21 protein-coding genes are annotated in these 19,469 nt (G+C 70.0%); 14 read left to right on the top strand and 7 right to left on the bottom strand.

All coding sequences use genetic code 11. The annotated features are described in order from the left end of the window. Nucleotides 1–190 precede the first annotated feature (190 nt). Entirely contained in the window at nucleotides 191–1,027 is an 837-nt protein-coding gene (locus AB0I51_RS34960; RefSeq protein WP_362982225.1) for a zf-HC2 domain-containing protein, read from the bottom strand. Beyond that, complete coding sequence (locus AB0I51_RS34955) at nucleotides 1,024–1,566, bottom strand: RNA polymerase sigma factor (RefSeq protein ID WP_019064514.1); 543 nt, start codon at nucleotides 1,564–1,566, stop codon at nucleotides 1,024–1,026. The genes AB0I51_RS34960 and AB0I51_RS34955 overlap by 4 nt, the downstream gene beginning before the upstream one ends. Before the next feature lie 124 nt (nucleotides 1,567–1,690). On the opposite strand from AB0I51_RS34955, the gene AB0I51_RS34950 reads away from it, so the two are divergent. The 11 genes from AB0I51_RS34950 (at nucleotide 1,691) to pstB (ending at nucleotide 13,478) form a co-directional block, all read left to right on the top strand. Then, nucleotides 1,691–2,077, top strand: coding sequence for a GntR family transcriptional regulator (locus AB0I51_RS34950; RefSeq protein WP_362982223.1), 387 nt, complete (start codon nucleotides 1,691–1,693; stop codon nucleotides 2,075–2,077). Beyond that, entirely contained in the window at nucleotides 2,074–2,955 is an 882-nt protein-coding gene (locus AB0I51_RS34945) for an ABC transporter ATP-binding protein (protein WP_362982221.1), read from the top strand. Before AB0I51_RS34950 ends, AB0I51_RS34945 begins: the two co-directional genes overlap by 4 nt. Beyond that, nucleotides 2,952–3,974 carry an ABC transporter permease gene (locus AB0I51_RS34940; protein WP_362982219.1) on the top strand — a complete coding sequence of 341 codons (1,023 nt, stop codon included), beginning with the start codon at nucleotides 2,952–2,954 and terminating at the stop codon, nucleotides 3,972–3,974. The genes AB0I51_RS34945 and AB0I51_RS34940 overlap by 4 nt, the downstream gene beginning before the upstream one ends. After that, on the top strand, nucleotides 3,971–4,915 hold the full coding sequence (locus AB0I51_RS34935; protein WP_362982217.1) for a hypothetical protein: 945 nt from the start codon (nucleotides 3,971–3,973) through the stop codon (nucleotides 4,913–4,915). Before AB0I51_RS34940 ends, AB0I51_RS34935 begins: the two co-directional genes overlap by 4 nt. Nucleotides 4,916–5,054: 139 nt before the next feature. Next, nucleotides 5,055–7,415, top strand: a complete 2,361-nt coding sequence (locus AB0I51_RS34930; RefSeq protein ID WP_362982215.1) for an RNA degradosome polyphosphate kinase — start codon at nucleotides 5,055–5,057, stop codon at nucleotides 7,413–7,415. Further along, nucleotides 7,396–8,508, top strand: a complete 1,113-nt coding sequence (locus tag AB0I51_RS34925) for a CHAD domain-containing protein (protein ID WP_362982213.1) — start codon at nucleotides 7,396–7,398, stop codon at nucleotides 8,506–8,508. Before AB0I51_RS34930 ends, AB0I51_RS34925 begins: the two co-directional genes overlap by 20 nt. Before the next feature lie 41 nt (nucleotides 8,509–8,549). Beyond that, nucleotides 8,550–8,990 (top strand): NUDIX hydrolase, encoded by a 441-nt coding sequence (locus AB0I51_RS34920; RefSeq protein WP_362982211.1) that lies wholly within the window; start codon nucleotides 8,550–8,552, stop codon nucleotides 8,988–8,990. A gap of 356 nt (nucleotides 8,991–9,346) precedes the next feature. Continuing rightward, complete coding sequence (gene pstS, locus AB0I51_RS34915; RefSeq protein ID WP_362982209.1) at nucleotides 9,347–10,477, top strand: phosphate ABC transporter substrate-binding protein PstS; 1,131 nt, start codon at nucleotides 9,347–9,349, stop codon at nucleotides 10,475–10,477. A gap of 107 nt (nucleotides 10,478–10,584) precedes the next feature. Further along, nucleotides 10,585–11,595, top strand: coding sequence for a phosphate ABC transporter permease subunit PstC (gene pstC, locus AB0I51_RS34910; protein ID WP_362982207.1), 1,011 nt, complete (start codon nucleotides 10,585–10,587; stop codon nucleotides 11,593–11,595). Then, nucleotides 11,592–12,653, top strand: a complete 1,062-nt coding sequence (pstA, locus tag AB0I51_RS34905; RefSeq protein ID WP_362982205.1) for a phosphate ABC transporter permease PstA — start codon at nucleotides 11,592–11,594, stop codon at nucleotides 12,651–12,653. Before pstC ends, pstA begins: the two co-directional genes overlap by 4 nt. Before the next feature lie 48 nt (nucleotides 12,654–12,701). Next, complete coding sequence (pstB, locus tag AB0I51_RS34900) at nucleotides 12,702–13,478, top strand: phosphate ABC transporter ATP-binding protein PstB (RefSeq protein WP_362982203.1); 777 nt, start codon at nucleotides 12,702–12,704, stop codon at nucleotides 13,476–13,478. Nucleotides 13,479–13,599: 121 nt separating this feature from the next. On the opposite strand, the gene AB0I51_RS34895 is transcribed toward pstB, so the two are convergent. The 3 genes from AB0I51_RS34895 to AB0I51_RS34885 all read right to left on the bottom strand — a co-directional run bounded on the left by AB0I51_RS34895 (nucleotide 13,600) and on the right by AB0I51_RS34885 (nucleotide 15,807). Then, nucleotides 13,600–14,016, bottom strand: coding sequence for a hypothetical protein (locus AB0I51_RS34895; protein WP_362982201.1), 417 nt, complete (start codon nucleotides 14,014–14,016; stop codon nucleotides 13,600–13,602). 164 nt (nucleotides 14,017–14,180) lie between these two features. After that, nucleotides 14,181–15,179, bottom strand: coding sequence for an inorganic phosphate transporter (locus AB0I51_RS34890; RefSeq protein ID WP_362982199.1), 999 nt, complete (start codon nucleotides 15,177–15,179; stop codon nucleotides 14,181–14,183). A gap of 7 nt (nucleotides 15,180–15,186) precedes the next feature. Beyond that, a complete protein-coding gene (locus AB0I51_RS34885; protein WP_026151758.1) occupies nucleotides 15,187–15,807 on the bottom strand; it encodes a DUF47 family protein in 621 nt (206 codons plus the stop codon). A gap of 197 nt (nucleotides 15,808–16,004) precedes the next feature. On the opposite strand from AB0I51_RS34885, the gene AB0I51_RS34880 reads away from it, so the two are divergent. After that, the gene (locus AB0I51_RS34880) at nucleotides 16,005–16,358 is read left to right on the top strand and encodes a metal-sensitive transcriptional regulator (protein WP_362982376.1); all 354 of its coding nucleotides are present in this window, start codon (nucleotides 16,005–16,007) and stop codon (nucleotides 16,356–16,358) included. Here AB0I51_RS34880 and AB0I51_RS34875 read toward each other — a convergent pair. After that, entirely contained in the window at nucleotides 16,355–16,537 is a 183-nt protein-coding gene (locus AB0I51_RS34875; protein WP_362982197.1) for a hypothetical protein, read from the bottom strand. The genes AB0I51_RS34880 and AB0I51_RS34875 overlap by 4 nt on opposite strands. A 105-nt stretch (nucleotides 16,538–16,642) precedes the next feature. Further along, a complete protein-coding gene (locus AB0I51_RS34870) occupies nucleotides 16,643–17,488 on the bottom strand; it encodes a hypothetical protein (RefSeq protein ID WP_362982195.1) in 846 nt (281 codons plus the stop codon). A gap of 150 nt (nucleotides 17,489–17,638) precedes the next feature. On the opposite strand from AB0I51_RS34870, the gene AB0I51_RS34865 reads away from it, so the two are divergent. Both AB0I51_RS34865 and AB0I51_RS34860 read left to right on the top strand, forming a co-directional pair. Then, nucleotides 17,639–17,818, top strand: a complete 180-nt coding sequence (locus AB0I51_RS34865; RefSeq protein ID WP_362982193.1) for a hypothetical protein — start codon at nucleotides 17,639–17,641, stop codon at nucleotides 17,816–17,818. Between the two features lie 66 nt (nucleotides 17,819–17,884). After that, nucleotides 17,885–19,444, top strand: a complete 1,560-nt coding sequence (locus AB0I51_RS34860) for an FAD-binding oxidoreductase (protein WP_362982191.1) — start codon at nucleotides 17,885–17,887, stop codon at nucleotides 19,442–19,444. Nucleotides 19,445–19,469: the final 25 nt, after the last annotated feature.

Genomic DNA, 19,469 nt, shown 5'->3' with positions numbered 1-19,469 from the left:
CCCGAGGGCCACGGAACATGTGGGATTCGGACGAGGGGCCCGAAGGCGACGGGCGGGCCGTCGAGGCGGTCGCAACCGCGCCGGAGGGCCCGGCGGCCGGCCCGGCCACCCGTCCGGCCGCCCCACCACCGGCCGCGACACGGCCATCGGACGGGCCGGGACGGCGAGTTGGGCAAGCCGGAATCCGGAATCAGACGAGGTCGCCAAAGGCGGTCGGGCGCGTGTCGAAGCGGTCCCGGAGGAGATACAGGAGCCCGGCCGCCAGGGCGGCCACCGCCGCGGCCACCCCCTGTCCGGCCGGGGTGAAGGGGGCGAGCGTTCCGGAGTGCCGTTCGTGGGCGGCCAGCAGGAACAGCACCCATCCGCCGCCGACCAGGGACGGCGCGAGGACCGGTCCCAGCCGGGGTGTGAGGGCCAGGCCCGTCGTGGTCAGGGCGAGTGCGGGCAGCAGCCAGCCCAGGGCGGCCAGGCCGTAGCCGGGCAGGGCCAGGGACGCCAGGAGGTTGAGGCCGAGGCCGACGGTCAGGACGGCGACCGTGCGGATCATCAGGAGGCGGAAGCCGTGCAGCGGGGCGACGACGGTCATCTCGTACGTCGGGTCGAACTTCGGCCCGAACGACAGCGCGACGCCCGCGAGCGGCAGCAGCGGGGCGAGGCCGAGGAAGAGGGTCGGGGACTGGGCGGTCTTCAGCGCGTTGGTGACCAGGACGGTCATCACGAGCAGCGCGACCACCGCCACGAGCCACGAGCGGCGCAACACCGGCGTCGCCGCCAGCAGCCGTGCCGTGTGGTCGGCGACTCCGATCCGCACGAGCAGCGACTCCACCAACCCCCTTTTGGGGGCGTCGAGTTCGGCGTCGAGACGCTCCCAGCCGGCGTCGAGCGCGACGGGGTCGGTGACGGACGCCAACAGGGCCCGGCACTCGGCGCACTTGGCGATGTGGGTGTCGGCGGACCAGAGCATGGGCGGTGCCAACTCGCCCCGCGCATAGGCGCGTACATCGTCTTCGGCCACATGCCAGGTCATGCCAGCTCCTCCCGCAGTTGCTTACGGGCCCGCATGGCCCGTGTCTTGACCGTGCCGGCCGGAATGCCCAGCAGGACGGCCGCCTCCCGGGTGGTCAGCCCGTCGATCACGGTGGCCTGGAGGACCGCCCGCAGCTCCGGCGAGAGCCGGACCAGGGCGCCGGCGAGGTCCCCGTGCTCCACCCCCGCGAGCACGCGCTCCTCCGCCGACGCCTCGTCCCGGTGCCGCAGCCGCGCCAGCGCCTGCCGCATCCGGCCGCGCGCCCCGTCGCCGCGCAGCACGTCGATCAGCCGCCGCGACCCGATCCGCCACAGCCACCCGGCCACATCGCCGTCCTCCCGGTAGCGGGCACTGCCCCGCCACACCGCGAGAAACGTCTCCTGTACGACGTCGTCGACCATGCCGGCGTCGGCGCACCGGCCGCGCAGCCGCGCGGTCAGCCATGGCGCGTACCGCCGGTACAGCTCCTCGAACGCGCGCCGGTCGCCGTCCGCCGCGATGGCCCGCAGCAGCTCCCCGTCGCTTCCCGTATCGCTCACATCTCCTCATCGCACGAGCCCCGCCGACCGGTTCACGGATCGGCGCACAGATCTCTCTTGACTTTCTCAGCTCTTCTACACCACCCTTTCACTACTCAATTAGTGAAAGGGTGGTGGAACCCCAGTGGTCGAGTACCGCATCGACCGGCACAGCGGCGTGGCCACCTATGTCCAGATCGTCCAGCAGACCAAGCAGGCGCTGCGCCTGGGCATGCTGGAGCCCGGCGACAAGCTGCCCACGGCCCGCGAGGTCGTCGAGGCCACCGCCATCAACCCGAACACCGTCCTCAAGGCCTACCGCGAGCTGGAGCGCGAGGGACTGGTCGAGGCCCGCCGCGGCCTCGGCACCTTCGTCCGCAAGGGGCTGAGCACCACACCCGCCGACTCGCCCCTCCGTCTGGAGCTCGACGACTGGGCCGAGCGGGCCCGGGCCGCCGGCCTCGGCCGGGACGACATCGCCGCGCTCTTCACCGCCGTACTCGAAAAGCACTTCCAAGGAGAACCTTCATGACAGGCACCGCCGCGATAGAGGCCGCCGCGCTCGGCAAGCGGTTCGGCCGGCGGGGAGGCTGGGCGTTGCGGGACTGCGCATTCCGGCTGCCCGCCGGGCGCGTCTGCGCGGTCGTCGGCCCCAACGGCGCGGGCAAGTCCACGCTCCTCGCCCTGGCCGCCGGACTGCTGGCCCCCAGCGAGGGCGAGATCACCGTCCTCGGCGCACGTCCGGGCGCCGCCCGCGAGCGGGTCTCCTACGTCGCCCAGGACAAGCCCCTCTATCCACAGCTCACGGTCGCCGAGACGCTGCGCATGGGCGCCGACCTCAACACCGACCGCTGGGACGCCTCCGTCGCCGAGCGGATCGTCGCGGACGGCGACCTGAACCCGAAGTCGGGCATCCGGGCCCTCTCCGGCGGCCAGCGCACCCGCGTCGCGCTCGCCCTCGCACTGGCCAAGCGGCCCGAACTGCTGCTCCTGGACGAGCCGATGGCGGACCTGGACCCACTGGCCCGGCACCGGATGATGGGCCTCCTCATGGCGCAGGCCGCCGAGTCCAGCACCACGATCGTGATGTCCTCGCACGTGCTGGCCGAGCTGGAGGACTCCTGCGACCACCTGCTGCTGATCGACGGCGGCCAGGTCCGGATCGCCGGCGAGATCGACGAGCTGCTGGCCGCGCACCGGCGCGTGTCCGCGCCCGCCGACACCGTCCTCGACGCGCACACGGTCGTCGAGTCCCGCACCACCGGCCGCCAACTCACCGCCCTGATCCGCCCTGCGGCCCCGCTCGCCGCCGACTGGCGGACCGGCACGCCCACCCTGGAGGAGCTGGTCCTCTCCTACCTCCGCAACCCCCAGTCCCCCACCACCAAGACCCCGGAGACCGCCGTATGACCGCCCTCGCCACACCGCCGGCGCTCACCTCGCGCCCGGCCCGGTCACCGCGTCTGCTGCGCTGGCTGATCCGGCTGCACCGGCCGGCCCTGCTCTCCTGGATCGCCTTCGTCCTCGTCGTCGGCGGCCTGCTGCTGTGGGTGGGCGGCCCGCTCACCGACGCCTCGGCCGAGGCCTGGAAGCAGTACCGCGCCTGCGGGACGGACAGCTGCGCGTACGACGCGAGCGCGATCGGCCGGTACAAGGACTGGTACAACTACACGACCATCGCCGTCGCCGCCGCCCCGTTCCTGGTCACCGCCTGGTCCGGTGCCGCGCTCGTCAGCCGCGAACTGGAAAGCGGCACCGCGCAGTTGGCCTGGACGCAGGCGGTCTCCCCGGCCCGCTGGCTGGCCGCGAAACTCGCCGTCCCGGCGGTGCTGATCGCCGCGGGGTCCGGCCTCCTCGCGGCACTGCACCACTGGGCCTGGTCGACCGGGCAGGGCCGGATCGACACCGCCAAGGGCTGGCACGACCTCGGCACCTACGCCGCCAACGGCACGGCCACCGCCGCGATGGCCCTGGCCGGTCTGGCGAGCGGCGCCTTCTGGGGCCTGTACAAGCGCAACTCCCTCGGCGCGCTGGTCGGTTCACTGGCGAGCACCGGCTTCCTGTGGAGCGTCGTCGCCATCGCGACACCCCACCTGTGGCCCACCGTCTCCACGGTCAGCAGCCTCAGGCACAGCGTTCCGGCGGGCTCCGGCATCGTCGTCGACCAGGGCCTGCTGACCTCCACCGGCAGGCACCTCTCCGGCCACCTGTGCGGCAGCACCACCTACCAGCCCTGCCGGACCGCCTACGCCAGGCTCGACGCGGTCGGCTACTACAACGACTACCACCCCCAATCCCACTACTGGCCACTCCAGTTGACCGCGACCGCGATCATCCTCGCCGTCACCGCCGCCCTCACCGTGGCCGCCTTCCACCTCCTCAAGCGCCGCACCGGTTCGGCGCCCGCGCGTAAGGCAGCCGCCGTATGACCGCCCTGGCCATGAGCCCCACCACCGCCCGACCACGCCGCGCCGTACTGCGGCTGCACCGGCCCGCCCTGATCCTCTGGGGGGTCTTCGTCGCCGCCGTCTCGGCGGTGCTGCTGTGGGCGTACGGCCCGGGAGGCAACGCGGCCGGCGCCGCCTGGCAGCGGAAGTGCACCCCCGACCTCTGTGACGTGGGCTACGCGATCGACATCTACCACCTCGCGTACCGGTTCAGCGAGGCCGCGGTCGATTTCCTGCCCGTCCTCGTCGCCCTCTGGGCGGGCGGCATGCTGATCGGCCGCGAACTGGAGCACGGCACCGCGGAACTCGCCTGGACCCAGTCCGTCAGCCCGACCCGCTGGCTGGCGGCCAAGCTCGCCGTGCCGGCCGCACTGCTCACCGCGGGCACCACCCTGCTCGGCCTGCTGCACCGGCTGCTGTTCGACGCGCACCAGGTACCGAAGGGCTGGAACTGGTCCGACAGCGGCACCTTCGAGGCCAACGGGCCGATCGCCATCGCGTACCCGCTGCTCGCCCTCGCCCTCGGCGCCCTCGCGGGCCTGATCGCGGGCCGGGCCCTGCCCGGTCTCATCGGCGGCATCCTGGCCACGGCGACCGCGACCACCCTCATCGGCCTGGCGGGCCCGCACCTCGTGCCGTGGAAGATCAGCGTCGGCGACCTGAAGGACGGGTACGCGGCACCGTCCGGCGTCATCCACGGCGGCGAAGGGGCTGTCACCTCCACCGGCGCCCACATCCCCGACCCGTGCGTCGGCGCCGGAAAGGCCTGCCCGGCCGCCCACGACATCGTCGGCTACTACAGCGAGTACCACCCCTCCTCCCAGTTCTGGCCCCTCCAGCTGACCCAGACCGCCCTGATCCTCACCGTCGCGGCCCTGGCCACCGCCGCCGCCTTCACCCTGCTGCGCCGCCGCACGGCCTGACCGGATCCCCCCTCCCCTCGGCTCCCAGCCATCCGTTACGTTCGTTTCCGTGCCGTAGACGTCCGGGAGCCGCCCCCCGATATCCCGCACGCCATGTCGCCGTAACCAACGGTTCAGACGGGCTTGCGAGGCTCGGCGAATGAAGCCCGTCGTGCCAGAGCCTTCGCCGCCTCCCGAGGTGAACGGGAGCAACGGGACCGTCCTCCCGCTCCTTCCGGCGCTGTCCGACGCGCCCGTATCGCCGGTGGCGCGGAACAATGGGCACATGAGCAGCCAGCCCAACGCCCAGGCACAGGTCCAGCACGCGCAGCCCTCCGTGGGCTCCATAGCCGCCCACCGCCCGCACACCGTGTCGGCGGCGGTCTCCGATCTGGAACCCGACATCGACGCCGACCTCGACGAGTACGAGGAATCGCCGTACGACGGGCCCCAGCTCCCGCAGGGCCGCTTCCTGGACCGGGAGCGGAGCTGGCTCGCGTTCAACGAGAGAGTCCTGGAGCTCGCCGAGGACCCGAACACCCCTCTTCTGGAGCGGGCGAACTTCCTCGCGATCTTCGCCAGCAACCTGGACGAGTTCTTCATGGTCCGGGTGGCCGGCCTCAAGCGCCGTATCGCCACCGGTGTCGCCACCCGCTCCGCGTCCGGCCTCCAGCCGCGGGAGGTGCTGGAGATGATCTGGGCCCGCTCGCGCGAGCTCATGGCCCGGCACGCCGCCTGCTACCACGAGGACATCGCCCCCGCGCTGGCGGAGGAGGGCATCCACCTGGTCCGCTGGAACGAGCTGACCGAGAAGGAGCAGGCCCGCCTCTTCACACTCTTCCGGCACCAGATCTTCCCCGTGCTGACCCCGCTGGCCGTCGACCCCGCGCACCCCTTCCCGTACATCTCGGGTCTCTCGCTGAACCTCGCGGTCGTCGTCCGCAACCCCGTCACCGGGCACCGCCACTTCGCGCGCGTCAAGGTGCCGCCGCTGCTCTCCCGCTTCCTGGAGGCCTCCCCGGGCCGGTACGTCCCGCTGGAGGACGTCATCGCCGCCCACCTGGAAGAGCTCTTCCCGGGCATGGAGATCCTGGAGCACCACGCGTTCCGGCTGACCAGGAACGAGGACCTGGAGGTCGAGGAGGACGACGCCGAGAACCTCCTCCAGGCGCTGGAGAAGGAACTCATGAGGCGCCGCTTCGGGCCGCCGGTGCGCCTGGAGGTCGAGGAGTCCATCGACCGCGAGGTGCTCGACCTGCTGGTGCGCGAGCTGAAGATCAGCGAGGCCGAGGTGTACCCGCTGCCGGGTCCGCTCGACCTCACCGGTCTCTTCCGCATCGGCTCGCTGGACCGGCCCGAGCTGAAGTACCCGAAGTTCATCGCGGGCACCCAGCGCGACCTCGCCGAGGTCGAAACCGCGTCCGCGCCGGACATCTTCGGCGCCCTGCGCAACCGGGACGTGCTGCTCCACCACCCGTACGACTCGTTCTCCACATCCGTGCAGCGCTTCCTGGAACAGGCGGCGAACGACGACGACGTCCTCGCGATCAAGCAGACCCTGTACCGCACCTCGGGCGACTCCCCGATCGTGGACGCGCTGATAGAGGCCGCCGAGGCCGGCAAGCAGGTCCTCGTCCTGGTCGAGATCAAGGCCCGATTCGACGAGCACGCCAACATCAAGTGGGCGCGCAAGCTGGAGGAGGCGGGCTGCCATGTCGTCTACGGCCTGGTCGGCCTGAAGACCCACTGCAAGCTGTCGCTCGTGGTCCGCCAGGAGGGCGACACGCTCCGCCGCTACAGCCATGTCGGCACCGGCAACTACCACCCGAAGACGGCCCGCCTCTACGAGGACCTCGGCCTGCTGACCGCGGACCCCCAGGTCGGCGCCGACCTCTCGGACCTCTTCAACCGGCTGTCCGGATACTCGCGCCGCGAGACCTACCGCCGGCTGCTGGTCGCCCCCAAGTCGCTGCGCGACGGTCTGATCGCCCGGATCAACAAGGAGGTCCAGCACCACCGTGCCGGACGCCCCGCGTTCATCCGCATCAAGGTCAACTCGATGGTGGACGAGGCGATCATCGACGCGCTCTACCGCGCGTCCCAGGCGGGCGTCCCGGTCGACGTGTGGGTACGCGGCATCTGCGCGGTGCGCCCCGGCGTCCCCGGCCTGTCCGAGAACATCCGCGTACGGTCCATCCTCGGCCGCTTCCTCGAACACTCCCGCATCTTCGGCTTCGGCAACGGAGGCGAACCCGAGGTCTGGATCGGCAGCGCCGACATGATGCACCGCAACCTCGACCGACGGATCGAGGCCCTCGTCAGGGTCACCGACCCGGCCCACCGCGCCACGATCAGCCGGCTCCTGGAGACCGGCATGTCGGACACCACCTCCTCCTGGCACCTGGGCCCGGACGGCGAGTGGACCCGGCACGCGACCGACGCGGAAGGCCAGCCCCTGCGCAACGTCCAGGAGATGCTCATAGACGCCCGGAGGCGCCGGCGTGGCACAGCAACACCTTGACCCGACGGATCCCACGGCCAGGCCCGTGACGGGTGACGCCCTCGCGGGCTACCTGCGCGGCCAGGCCACGGAGTTCCTCCGGGCACTGCGACTGCACCGGGAGACCGGCGGCGGCCAGAACGGCACGGAGGAGTCCGTCGACGCGGCGCGCGCCCTGCGCCGCTCGGCCCGCCGGATCAGCGGCAGCCTGCACACCTTCCGGCCGCTCCTGGACGCCGACTGGTCCGAGGCGATGCGCCCCGAACTGGCGTGGCTGTCGGGCACGTTGGCGCTGGAGCACGCGTGTGCGGCCCGGCTGGAGCGGCTGCTGCTCGCCCTGCACCGGCTCTCGGGCTCGGCCGCGCTGCCCGCGCAGTCGGCTGCCTCGGCCGTGGGCGGCCGGGTCACCGGCGCGGGCCGGGGCGTCCCGGCACCCGCGGGCGGCCGGGGCACCGGACCGGCCGCACCGGCCACCGCCACCGCCGAACGCGGCAACCTCACCGTGGGCGCGGCCAAGGCGGGCGCCCTGCTGGAGCGCCAGCTCACCCTGGCCCGGACCCGGGCACACTCCAGCGCCCTCCAGGCCCTCGGCTCCTCCCGCTTCCACGCGGTCGCCGACAAGGTCGCCGTACTGGCCAGCGAGGTCCCCCTGACTCCGGCCGCCGCCGACGCCGACCTGCGCCCGCTGGCCGCCGCGGCCGGGGAGCGCCTGAACGACGCGGTCACCGCGCTGCCCCTGGTCACCGCCGGGCACCCGTACAACGCGGAGGCCCTGATCCACGGCCTCTCCCCCGACCCGGCCCCGCACCCCCAGGACGGCCCCTGGCACCAGGTCCGCCTGCTGCTGCGCCTGCACCGCTACGCCGGCGAGGTCCTGCACGCGGACGACCCGCCGCTCGACGTACGCCTGCTGGCGGCCGGCCAGGCCCTCAATCTGCACCGGGACGCCTCGGAGGCCGCCGCCGCGGCGGCTTCGGCGGCCCGGACCCCGCGGATCGCCCCGGCGACCGCGTACGCGCTCGGAGTACTGCACGCCGACCAGCGCCACGAGGTGGAGGCGGCCCGCTTCGCGTTCCAGCAGTCGTGGCAGAAACGGGCGGTGGGCACCCCCTGACGCCCTGCACCAACCCGCGCGGAGGAGACGGTGAACCCTCAGTGACTTCCTCGACGAACGACACCAGCGTCCAGGCGGCCGGCTGCGTCCTGTGGCGGCACCGGTCCGCCGGGGATCTCGAACTGGCACTGGTCCACCGGCCCAAGTGGGACGACTGGTCCTGGCCCAAGGGCAAGCTGAAGCGGGGCGAGACGTTCGAGGAGGCGGCCCGCCGCGAGGTGCTGGAAGAGACCGGCCACACCTGCCGGCTGGGGACGAGGCTCCCCTCGGCCCGGTACGTCGACCACCACGGGCGACCCAAGGAGGTCCGCTACTGGGCGGCGGAGGCGACCGGCGGAGCCTTCGAGCCCAACGACGAAGTAGACACGCTCGTCTGGGTCAGGCCGGACGAGGCCCACGGGCGGCTCACCCATGAGCGGGACCGGGACCTGATCTCCCTCGTGCTCATCGCCGTGGGCACCGACGAGGACCCTCTCGGCTGACCCCGGCTCCTGGGCTGCCGTGCCGCCCGCCTCGCGTTACGTTGCAAGGGGGCGACCGAAGCGGGGCCGTCGCCCGACCGAGGGAACGCCCGCTCGTGGACGCGTTTCCGGGCCCGTCGTACCTGGCATAGTCCGGAATCGGCTCGTGTCCTCGACGTGAGCGTTCCGTGACCTAACCGCACCGCCCACAGGGGTTCACCCTCCGTTCACTTATGCCCATAGGCGCCTTCACCTGTTCTGCCTAATTTCGGCCTTACACGATGCGAGCCGCGACCTGGGGGTCGCTACCCGCGTCACCCACGTCTTCGCACGCCGCCGGATTTCAGGACGGCGGCTCCTGGAAGGAACTCCCTCAAGTGAAGCTTCAGCGCATGAACCGGCGGGCCCTCACCCTCGGTGCTCTCGCCGTCTCCGGCGCCCTGGCCCTCACGGCGTGCGGCTCGGACGACAACGGCGGCTCGGCGAGCAGCAGCAGCTCCTCTTCGACCAGCGCCAGCGCGGTCAAGTGCGGCGACGCCAAGAAGGGTCAGCAGCTGCTGTCCGACGGCTCCTCCGCGCAGAAGAACGCGATCAGCGCCTGGGTGAAGAACTTCACGCAGACCTGTGGCGTCCAGATCAACTACAAGGCCGGCGGCTCCGGCGCCGGTGTCACCGCGTTCACGCAGGGCCAGATCCCGTGGGCCGGTTCCGACTCCGCGCTGAAGCCCGAAGAGGTCACCGCCTCCAAGAAGGTCTGCTCCGGCGGCCAGGGCATCGACCTCCCGATGGTCGGCGGCCCGATCGCCCTCGGCTACAACGTCCCGGGTGTCGACAACCTGGTCCTGGACGCCCCGACGCTCGCCAAGATCTTCGACAGCAAGATCACCAACTGGAACGACGCGGCGATCGCCAAGCTCAACCCGTCCGCCAAGCTGCCGGACCTCAAGATCCAGGCGTTCCACCGCTCGGACGAGTCCGGCACCACGGACAACTTCACCAAGTACCTGATCGCCACCACCCCGGACAACTGGAAGTACTCCGGCGGCAAGGCCTGGCAGGCCAAGGGCGGCCAGTCCGCTCCGCAGTCCTCGGGTGTCGCCCAGCAGGTCAAGGCGACCTCCGGTGCCATCGGCTACTTCGAGCTGTCGTACGTCACGGACGGCATGAAGGCGGTCAGCATCAACACCGGCGCCTCGGCCCCGGTCGCGCCGAGCACCGACAGCGCCACCAAGGACATCGCCGCCGCCCAGGTCGTCGGCACCGGCTCCGACCTGGCGCTGAAGCTGGACTACAACACCAAGGCCGAGGGCGCGTACCCGATCACCCTGGTCACGTACGAGATCGTCTGCGACAAGGGCAACAAGGCCGACACCCTGCCCGCCACCAAGGCGTTCCTCGCCTACATCGCCAGCGAGGAAGGCCAGAAGATCCTCAGCGGCATCGACTACGCGCCGATCCCCGACGCGATCATCACCAAGGTTCGCAGCACCATCGCGAGCATCAGCTAGTCCGAGTGTGCGGCCGGGTCCCGCCCAGGGACCCGGCCGCACCGTCCGGTGCACCGCCGCCACGGACCCCACACCGCACGTGTGGACCCGCAGACCGGAGAAACCCGATGGATATATCGACAAAGAACCCTGAAGAAGCACCACCCCCCACCTCCCAGCCTTCCGCGGGCGAGCAGAAGCGCACAGCCCGCGGCGCCACCCGACCCGGTGACCGGATCTTCCTCGGTCTCTCCCGCGGGTCGGGCATCTTCCTGTTGGTGATCATGGCCGCGATCGCGGTCTTCCTCACCTACCGCGCCTCCCTCGCGATCAGCAAGGACCACGCGAACTTCCTCACCACCTTCGAGTGGAACACCAACCTGATCCCGCCGAAGTTCGGCATCGCCGTCCTGGCGTTCGGCACAGTGGTGTCCTCGATCATCGCCATGGTCATCGCGGTCCCGGTCGCGGTCGCCATCGCCCTCTTCACCACGCACTACGCCCCGCGCAAGCTGCGCGGCCCGGTCGCCTACGTCATCGACCTGCTGGCCGCCGTACCGTCCATCGTGTACGGCCTGTGGGGCGCCCTGATCCTCGTGCCGCACATGGTCGGCCTCTTCGGCTGGCTGAACGACTACTTCGGCTGGACGGGGATCTTCTCCTGGGCCGGCGGCGCCCCCCGCTCGATGCTCACCGTAGGCATCCTGCTCGCGATCATGATCCTGCCGATCATCACCAACGTGAGCCGCGAGGTCTTCCGCCAGGCCCCGCAGATGATCGAGGAAGCGGCCCTCGCCCTCGGCGCCACGCGCTGGGAGGTGATCCGCATGGCGGTCATTCCCTTCGGCCGCTCCGGCGTGATCTCCGCCTCGATGCTCGGCCTCGGCCGCGCACTCGGCGAGACGATGGCCGTCGCCACCGTGCTCTCCCCGGACTTCCTCATCCACGGCAGCCTGCTCAACCCGGGCGGCGGCACCTTCGCCCAGAACATCGCCAGCAAGTTCAGCGAGGCCACGCCGGACGGCCGTGACGCGCTCATCGCCTCCGGTCTGGTCCTGTTCGTCATCACCTTGCTGGTCAACGGCGCGGCCCGGCTCATCATCGCCCGCCGCGCGGAGTACTCGGGGGCCAACGCATGAGCAACGCAGTCGCAGCCGAGAAGCCCGCGAGCACCCTCCAGGGCGCGACGCTCCCCAAGTGGTCGCCGTACGCGATCGCCGGCGGCTCCATCGTCCTGGCCGTCCTCATCGGCCTGGTCGGCAGCCTCGACAGCAAGATCCAGTGGGGTCTGATCGCGGCGATCCTCTTCGTCGGCGGCACGTACGTCATCGCCGCGCGCATCGAGGGCACCCGCCAGGCCAAGGACCGCATCGCGACCAGCCTCGTCTGGGTCGCCTTCCTGCTCGCCGTCGTCCCGCTCGTCTCGCTCCTCTGGACGACGATCGTGCGCGGCGTGAAGGTCCTCAACATCTACTTCCTGACCCACTCGATGGGTGTCGTCACCGACACCGAGCCCGGTGGCGGTATCTACCACGCCATCATCGGCAGCCTGGAGCAGGTCGCTCTGGCCACTCTGATCGGTGCGCCGATCGGTGTGCTCACCGCGATCTACCTGGTCGAGTACGGGCAGGGCGCCCTCTCCAAGTCGGTCACCTTCTTCGTCGACGTCATGACGGGTATCCCGTCGATCGTCGCCGGTCTGTTCATCCTCAGCATCATGCTGATGTGGGACATGGAGCCCTTCGGGTTCGCCGGCTCCTGCGCCCTGGCCATCCTGATGATGCCCGTCGTGGTCCGCTCCACCGAGGAGATGCTGAAGCTCGTACCGAACGAGCTGCGCGAGGCGTCCCTCGCCCTGGGCATCCCGAAGTGGCGCACTATCCTGAAGGTGGTCCTGCCGACCGCGATCGGCGGCATCACCACCGGCATCATGCTGGCGGTGGCCCGTATCGCCGGTGAGACCGCGCCCGTACTGCTGCTGGTGTTCGGCAACCCGTTCATCAACAACAACCCGTTCCAGGGTGCGCAGGCGTCGCTGCCGCTGTACATCTATCAGCAGTTCGCGAACAGCTCGGGCTCCGGTGCGGCCTACGACCGTGCCTGGGCCGCGTCCCTGACGCTGATCGCCTTCGTGATGATCCTCAACCTGGTGGCTCGCGGCATCGCCCGCTGGAAGGCCCCCAAGACCGGTCGCTGACGCGACCTACCCAGCGACCGTTCTGAACCCCCTGGAAGTGAAGCAGTCATGTCCAAGCGAATCGACGTAAGCGGGCTCACCGCCTTCTACGGCTCCCACAAGGCGATCGAAGACATCTCGATGACGGTCGAGCCGCGCTCGGTGACGGCCTTCATCGGCCCCTCCGGCTGCGGCAAGTCGACGTTCCTGCGCACGCTCAACCGTATGCACGAGGTGACGACCGGCGGCCGGGTCGAGGGCAAGGTGCTCCTGGACGACGAGGACCTCTACGGCAACGGCATCGACCCGGTGTCCGTGCGTCGCGAGATCGGCATGGTCTTCCAGCGCCCGAACCCCTTCCCCACCATGTCGATCTTCGACAACGTGGCGGCGGGCCTGCGTCTGAACGGCTCGTACAAGAAGAGCGAACTGAGCGACGTCGTGGAGAAGTCGCTGAAGGGCGCGAACCTCTGGAACGAGGTCAAGGACCGCCTGAACAAGCCCGGTTCGGGCCTGTCCGGTGGTCAGCAGCAGCGCCTGTGCATCGCCCGGGCGATCGCGGTGGAACCGAAGGTCCTGCTGATGGACGAGCCCTGCTCGGCCCTCGACCCCATCTCCACCCTCGCGATCGAGGACCTGATCGGCGAGCTGAAGGAACGCTTCACGATCGTCATCGTGACGCACAACATGCAGCAGGCGGCCCGCGTCTCGGACCGCACGGCCTTCTTCAACCTCGCGGCGGTCGGCCAGCCCGGCAAGCTCATCGAGATCGACGACACGGAGCGCATCTTCTCCAACCCGTCGGTCCAGGCCACGGAGGACTACATCTCGGGCCGCTTCGGCTAGACCGAGAGTTCCTCTCCTGGAACCCCTCGCGGTGCTGCATGGCGGTGCCACCGCGAGGACGAAAAGGGCCCGCCCCTGGCTCCCGGGGGCGGGCCCGTTCGTGTGTCCGGCCGAGCAGTCCCTAGAGGGGGCTACCGGCGTACTGCCTTTCCCAGGCGCTGCACGTGCTCTCCTTCACGTCACCGTCGTCCCGGAGACAGACCTGGATGTACACGTACGAGGTCTCGGAGACGTTGTGGCTCTCGTACTCGCAGTTGCCGGAGCCGTTGCCGTCGTAGATCGAGTGCTCGGTGCCGCTGGCACCGACCTTCCAGTAGCCGATGACACCGGCGCCGTCCGCCTTGTTGTCGCAGACCCCGAAGTGGTCGCCGTAGCTCTCGAAGTACATGGATCCGGCCCAGTCGACGTACGAGCCCGACGCGACGGTCTCGGCCTCGGCCCTCGCCGCCGACGCGGGAGAGGCCGCGTAGAGGAGCAGGCCCGTGAGAGCCGACGCCACCCCCGCCCCGGACATGAGGTGACGACGAAGTTTGGACATGGGGACCCCCACCCTCGCATGACGCGTTCTATTCGAACGCTTGAGCCCCAGAAGTTAGCAGCGGTCCCGGCGCCGCACCCAGCTTTCGGGAAAGCGGTTGCACCTTCACAGGAATGGCCCGTTCCGGAAGCCGGAACGGGCCACTGACCAGAGTGAAGGGCGACCTACAGGAACGCCAGGTTCACGATCCAGAACCCGCAGGCCGCCACCAACGCCGCCGCCGGCATGGTGATGAACCACCCCAGCACGATGTTCTTGGCGATCCCCCACCGCACGGCCTTGACCCGCTTGGTCGCACCCACGCCCATGATCGCGGACGTGATGACATGGGTCGTGGAGATGGGCGCCTTGAAGATGTACGCCGAGATGAACATGATCGACGCGCCCGTCGTCTCCGCGGCGAATCCCTGCGGCGGGTCGAGTTCGATGATCTTCCGGCCCAGCGTCCGCATGATGCGCCAGCCGCCCGCGTACGTACCCAGCGACAGCATCACCGCACAGACGAGCTTCACCCACACCGGGATCGGATCCTCGAACGTCCGGTTCCCGGAGATGACCAGTGCCATCACCACGACGCCCATGGTCTTCTGCGCGTCCTGAAGGCCGTGCCCGAGCGCCATCCCCGCCGCGGAGACGGTCTGCGCGATACGGAAACCGCGCTTGGCCTTGTGCGGATTGGCCTTCCGGAAGATCCACATGATCGCCGTCATCACCAGATAGCCGCCGACCAGACCGACCACCGGCGACACGAACATCGGGACGACGATCTTGTCGACGACCCCGTGCCAGTACACCTGCGTACCGCCGGCGAGCGCCGCCCCCACCATTCCGCCGAACAGCGCGTGGGACGAGGACGACGGCAGCCCGAAGTACCAGGTGACCAGGTTCCAGGTGATCGCACCGATCAGTGCCGCGAAGAGGATCCCCATCCCCTTCGAGCCCTCGGGCGTCTCGATCAGCCCCTCGCTGACGGTCTTGGCGACCCCGGAACCGAGAAACGCACCGGCGAGATTCATGACCGCGGCCATCGCCAGCGCCGCGCGCGGAGTCAGCGCCCGCGTCGAGACGGACGTGGCAATGGCGTTGGCGGAGTCGTGAAAACCGTTCGTGTACGTGAAGAAGAGCGCGACCAGAACGGTCACGACCAGAGCGAAGGTGTCCATGAAGAGGTCAGGACTCCTTGACGGCGATGGTCTCCACCGTGTTCGCCACGTGCTCGAACGCGTCCGCCGCCTCCTCCAGCACATCCACGATCTGCTTGAGCTTGAGCACCTCGATGGCCTCGTACTTGCCGTTGAAGAGCATGGCCAGCAGCTTGCGGTGGATCTGGTCGGCCTGGTTCTCCAGCCGGTTGACCTCGATCCAGTACTCGGTGAGGTTGTCCATCGTGCGCAGGTTGGGCATGGCCTCGGCAGTGAGCTCCGCCGCCCGCGCCAGTACCTCGATCTGCTGCTCGACGCCCTTGGGCAGTTCCTCCACGTTGTAGAGGACGACCAGGTCGACGGCCTCCTCCATGAAGTCCATGATGTCGTCGAGGCAGGAAGCGAGGTTGTAGATGTCCTCGCGGTCGAAGGGCGTGATGAAGGAGGAGTTCAACTGGTGGAAGATCGCGTGCGTGGCATCGTCACCGGCGTGTTCAGCGGCCCGCATACGCTCTGCGATCTCGGCCCGGCCGGCGGTGTCCGCCCCGAGCAGTTCCATGAGGAGTTTCGAGCCCGTGACGATGTTGTCCGCGGACGCGGCGAACATGTCGTAGAAGCTCGTCTCCCTGGGGGTCAGACGAAAGCGCACAAGGGGTCCTCGGGATGCATCGGTTTCGGTCAGGCTGATGCTAAGTGCATCATCCGGCCACGGCTAATGGGCCGTCCCCCAGTGTCGCCCATCGGGCACAGTGATCCGCACGGGGGCGTACCAAGGGCCCTATACCCAGCAAAGTTCGTTACGATATACCCACTAGGGGTATATGTCTGGAGGACGCGATGGACGCGATGACGACCACCGAGGCCGGCGCGGCGGCAGCGCCCTCCGAAGCGGCCCAGGAACCGGTTCAGGAACCGGTTACGTACGGTTACCACAAGCAGAAGGACGAACACCTCAAGCGCCTGCGCCGGATCGAGGGCCAGATCCGCGGACTGCAGCGCATGGTCGACGAGGACGTCTACTGCATCGACATACTCACCCAGGTTTCCGCTTCCACGAAGGCCCTGCAGTCGTTCGCGCTGCAGCTCCTGGAGGAACACCTGCGGCACTGCGTCGCCGACGCCGCCGTCAAGGGCGGCACGGAGATCGACGCGAAGGTCGAAGAGGCGACGAAGGCGATCGCCCGGCTGCTCCGTACCTAACCGGGCCCGCCGGAGGTGTCACGCTCCTCGGCCACTTTCAGCACCTCGTCGATGCTCTCCAGGCTGAGCCGGTCCTGGGCGGCCGAGGCCGCGATGATCAGGTCTCCGCACAGCTCGATCTCGGCGAGTGCCACGTGGTCCTGAACTGCCGTACCGCCGACCGGAGCCACGTGCGTCACCTCTTCTCTGCCGTCACCGACTTCCTAGAGTAGGGAGCGGTCTACACACCGCGCATGGCACGGACGGGCTAGTTCTCACACAGACTCGTCACCGATCGGTTCAGGTCACTTCTCGGCGATCTGCCCGGCGTAGATGTCCTTCGACGCCGGAAGTCGTACGTCCACGGGGGCCCCGAAGTCGTACAGCAGCGTGGTCGAGGCGACCGCCACGGTGCTGCGGCGCTGCCCGTTGACGAAGCTGAACCGCTGCCGGACCTTGCGGACGCGCCCCTGGTCGTCGAGGTAGACGTCGAAGGGCACCCGGGCGGTGGCGAACCCTTTCGCCGCCGACCTCAGGGCAGCCTCGTTCCCCGCCGAAGCACTCCTCGCGGCGACGGAGAGATCGGCGACCCCCTGATAGTGACGCACCCGGGCCCCGGCCACCTCCGTCTTCCCCAGATACGTCGCCCCGGTCGCCCCGCGCAGCACCTCGACGGCGGCATAGGGGTCGGTGGCCCCGCCGGTCACGAGGTTGCCGTCGGACAGCGTCCCGGTGTCGACCCGTACCCACTTGTCGGCGGGCACCCCGGCACCCCGGTTCTTCATGAACAGGGCGCCCGGCGCGAGGAGTTCGGTGATCGGCCGGTGCTCACTGGCACCGGCCGGATCCTGCGGCAACTGCACGGTGAGTCGGCCGAGCTGTCGCCGGAAGTCGTAGCCGCCCGCGCCGCGGATGGTCACCCGGGTGCCGCCGGTGGCCATCTCCATCGACGTACGGGCCTGCGAACTCCCCGCCGCGACAAGGGTGTCGGCCGCGCGCCGCACCACCGCGACCGCGTCCCCGCCACCGCGGGCGTCCGCCGTGGCCGCCCCGTCGCCACCACCGCACCCACCGGCCCCGGCACAGACCCCGACCACGAGCCCCGCCGCGACGACCGCCCCACCGGTGCGCCTGCGCTGCCGCTCCTCCATCGCTGCCGTACCCCCGGTACGTCGTCGCGGGCCCCCCTGTCGTTCCGCCCAACGAGCGGGCAGGTGGCCCCGTCACGCGTATCCGGGCCGGGTACACGGACAGATGGCCGCCGTACGAACCCTTTACGGAACCTCGGTAACGTTGTCGGAATGGCGCAGCAGGACGGCCTGGAGGCTCTCCCCGAACATCAGGAACACCACACGACACTCGTCGAGCAGGGGCCCTTCTGCTTCGGCCGGTGCGTGTGCGGCTGGCGCGGACCTGCGAGACGGGCGAGAAGCCAGGCCAGAACGGACGCCGCGGGGCATCTGTCTGTTCCGAACCCGTGACATGGACGCGAGAACTTGTGGGGCACCGGACGTATCTCACCTCACGGAATCCCCACAGGAGGCGAAATGGAACGGCGTACGTTCATAGGCGGCGGCGCGGCCGCGATAGCGGCGGTTGCCACGTCCGCGTGCAGCGGCGGCAGCCTGGGCATCGGCAGTGGTGACACGTCCACCGTGGCCAACGCCGCCAAGACGACCGGCACGGGCAGACTGCCCGCCGCCGCGGCCAACTGGGCAGCCCTGGCCCGGGATCTCGACGGCACCCTGGTGCGCCCCGGTGACGCCTCCTGGAAGACGGCCCACCAGCTCTACAACACCCGCTTCGACAACCTGAAGCCGGCCGCGGTGGCCTATGTCGCGAACGCCGACGACATCCGCTCCGTCCTCTCCTACGCCCGCGCCCACAGCATCAAGGTCGCGATCCGCAACGGCGGCCACTCCTACGCGGGCTGGTCCTCCGGCGACAACCGGCTGATCGTCGACGTGTCGAAGCTGAACAAGATCCGGGCGAGCGGTTCCAGCGCGGTCGTCGGCGCCGGCGCGAAACTGATCGACGTCTACCGGGGCCTCGCCGCGAAGGGCGTGACCATACCCGCCGGCTCCTGCCCCACGGTCGGCGTCTCCGGCCTCACCCTCGGCGGCGGCCACGGCGTGGTCTCCCGGGCCTACGGCCTGACCTGCGACAGCCTCACCCAGGCCACGCTGATCACCGCCGACGGCAAGCAGCTGATCGCCAACGCGAGCGAGAACAAGGAGCTGTTCTGGGCGCTGCGCGGCGCGGGCAACGGCAACTTCGGCGTCGTCACGGAGCTGCAGTTCAAGACACACCCCGCGCCCCAGGCCGTGTCGGGGTACCTGACCTGGCCGTCGTCGATGGCCGCGGCCGTGGTGAAGGCCTGGCAGGAGTGGGGCCCGGACCAGCCCGACGAGATCTGGTCGTCCTGCCATCTGTCGAACACACCCGGCGGCACCCCCAGGGTCTCCGTCGCCGCCTTCTCCCTGGGCACCTACAACGAACTCCAGAACGCGGTCGACAGGCTGGCCCACCTGGTCGGCGGCAACGCGTCGAGCGTCTCGCTCAGGCGGCACACGTACAAGGAGTCGATGGAGGCCTACGCGGGCTGCTCCTCCTTCTCCACCGACGCCCAGTGCCACCTGCCGGGCTCCACCCCGGGCCGCTCCCCGCAGGGCGCGCTGGCCAGGGAGACCTACACCGGCCGCTCCGACTTCTTCGACCGCTCGATCTCGGACGCGGGCATCCAGACGATGCTCGCCCAGATGCGGTCGGTCAGCGGCAACGGCGACATCGCGCTGACGGCCCTCGGCGGCGCGGTCAACCGGGTCTCCCCCACGGCGACGGCCTTCGTGCACCGCCGCTCCCGCATGCTGGCCCAGTACCTCGTCTCCTGGCCGGCCGGCACCACGGGCGCCGCCGCCCAGTCCTGGCTGACCAGGTTCCACACCGCGATGAAGCCGTACGCCTCGGGCGCGGCCTACCAGAACTACACGGACCCGACCCTCACGGACTGGCGCAGGGCGTACTACGGCGACGCGGCGACCCGCCTGACGACCTTGAAGAAGCAGTACGACCCGAATCGGTTCTTCAGCTACCCGCAGGGCTTGTAAGCAGGCGGTACCTGGTAGGGGCGCG

The sequence above is a fragment of the Streptomyces sp. NPDC050549 genome (assembly GCF_040655035.1).
Taxonomy (GTDB): Bacteria; Actinomycetota; Actinomycetes; order Streptomycetales; family Streptomycetaceae; genus Streptomyces.
The sequence above is the reverse complement of the archived record's forward strand: the minus strand, read 5'-3'. Positions and strand labels throughout refer to the sequence as shown.

Excerpts from the sequence above, each read along its gene's own strand:
- pstC (WP_362982207.1), top strand. The coding sequence starts at position 10,585 with ATGGATATATCGACAAAGAACCCTGAAGAAGCACCACCCCCCACCTCC.
- AB0I51_RS34890 (WP_362982199.1), bottom strand. The coding sequence starts at position 15,179 with ATGGACACCTTCGCTCTGGTCGTGACCGTTCTGGTCGCGCTCTTCTTC.
- AB0I51_RS34960 (WP_362982225.1), bottom strand. The coding sequence starts at position 1,027 with ATGACCTGGCATGTGGCCGAAGACGATGTACGCGCCTATGCGCGGGGC.
- pstA (WP_362982205.1), top strand. The coding sequence starts at position 11,592 with ATGAGCAACGCAGTCGCAGCCGAGAAGCCCGCGAGCACCCTCCAGGGC.
- AB0I51_RS34860 (WP_362982191.1), top strand. The coding sequence starts at position 17,885 with ATGGAACGGCGTACGTTCATAGGCGGCGGCGCGGCCGCGATAGCGGCG.
- AB0I51_RS34870 (WP_362982195.1), bottom strand. The coding sequence starts at position 17,488 with ATGGAGGAGCGGCAGCGCAGGCGCACCGGTGGGGCGGTCGTCGCGGCG.
- AB0I51_RS34935 (WP_362982217.1), top strand. The coding sequence starts at position 3,971 with ATGACCGCCCTGGCCATGAGCCCCACCACCGCCCGACCACGCCGCGCC.
- AB0I51_RS34880 (WP_362982376.1), top strand. The coding sequence starts at position 16,005 with ATGACGACCACCGAGGCCGGCGCGGCGGCAGCGCCCTCCGAAGCGGCC.
- AB0I51_RS34945 (WP_362982221.1), top strand. The coding sequence starts at position 2,074 with ATGACAGGCACCGCCGCGATAGAGGCCGCCGCGCTCGGCAAGCGGTTC.
- AB0I51_RS34865 (WP_362982193.1), top strand. The coding sequence starts at position 17,639 with ATGGCGCAGCAGGACGGCCTGGAGGCTCTCCCCGAACATCAGGAACAC.
- AB0I51_RS34940 (WP_362982219.1), top strand. The coding sequence starts at position 2,952 with ATGACCGCCCTCGCCACACCGCCGGCGCTCACCTCGCGCCCGGCCCGG.
- pstB (WP_362982203.1), top strand. The coding sequence starts at position 12,702 with ATGTCCAAGCGAATCGACGTAAGCGGGCTCACCGCCTTCTACGGCTCC.
- AB0I51_RS34930 (WP_362982215.1), top strand. The coding sequence starts at position 5,055 with ATGAAGCCCGTCGTGCCAGAGCCTTCGCCGCCTCCCGAGGTGAACGGG.
- AB0I51_RS34895 (WP_362982201.1), bottom strand. The coding sequence starts at position 14,016 with ATGTCCAAACTTCGTCGTCACCTCATGTCCGGGGCGGGGGTGGCGTCG.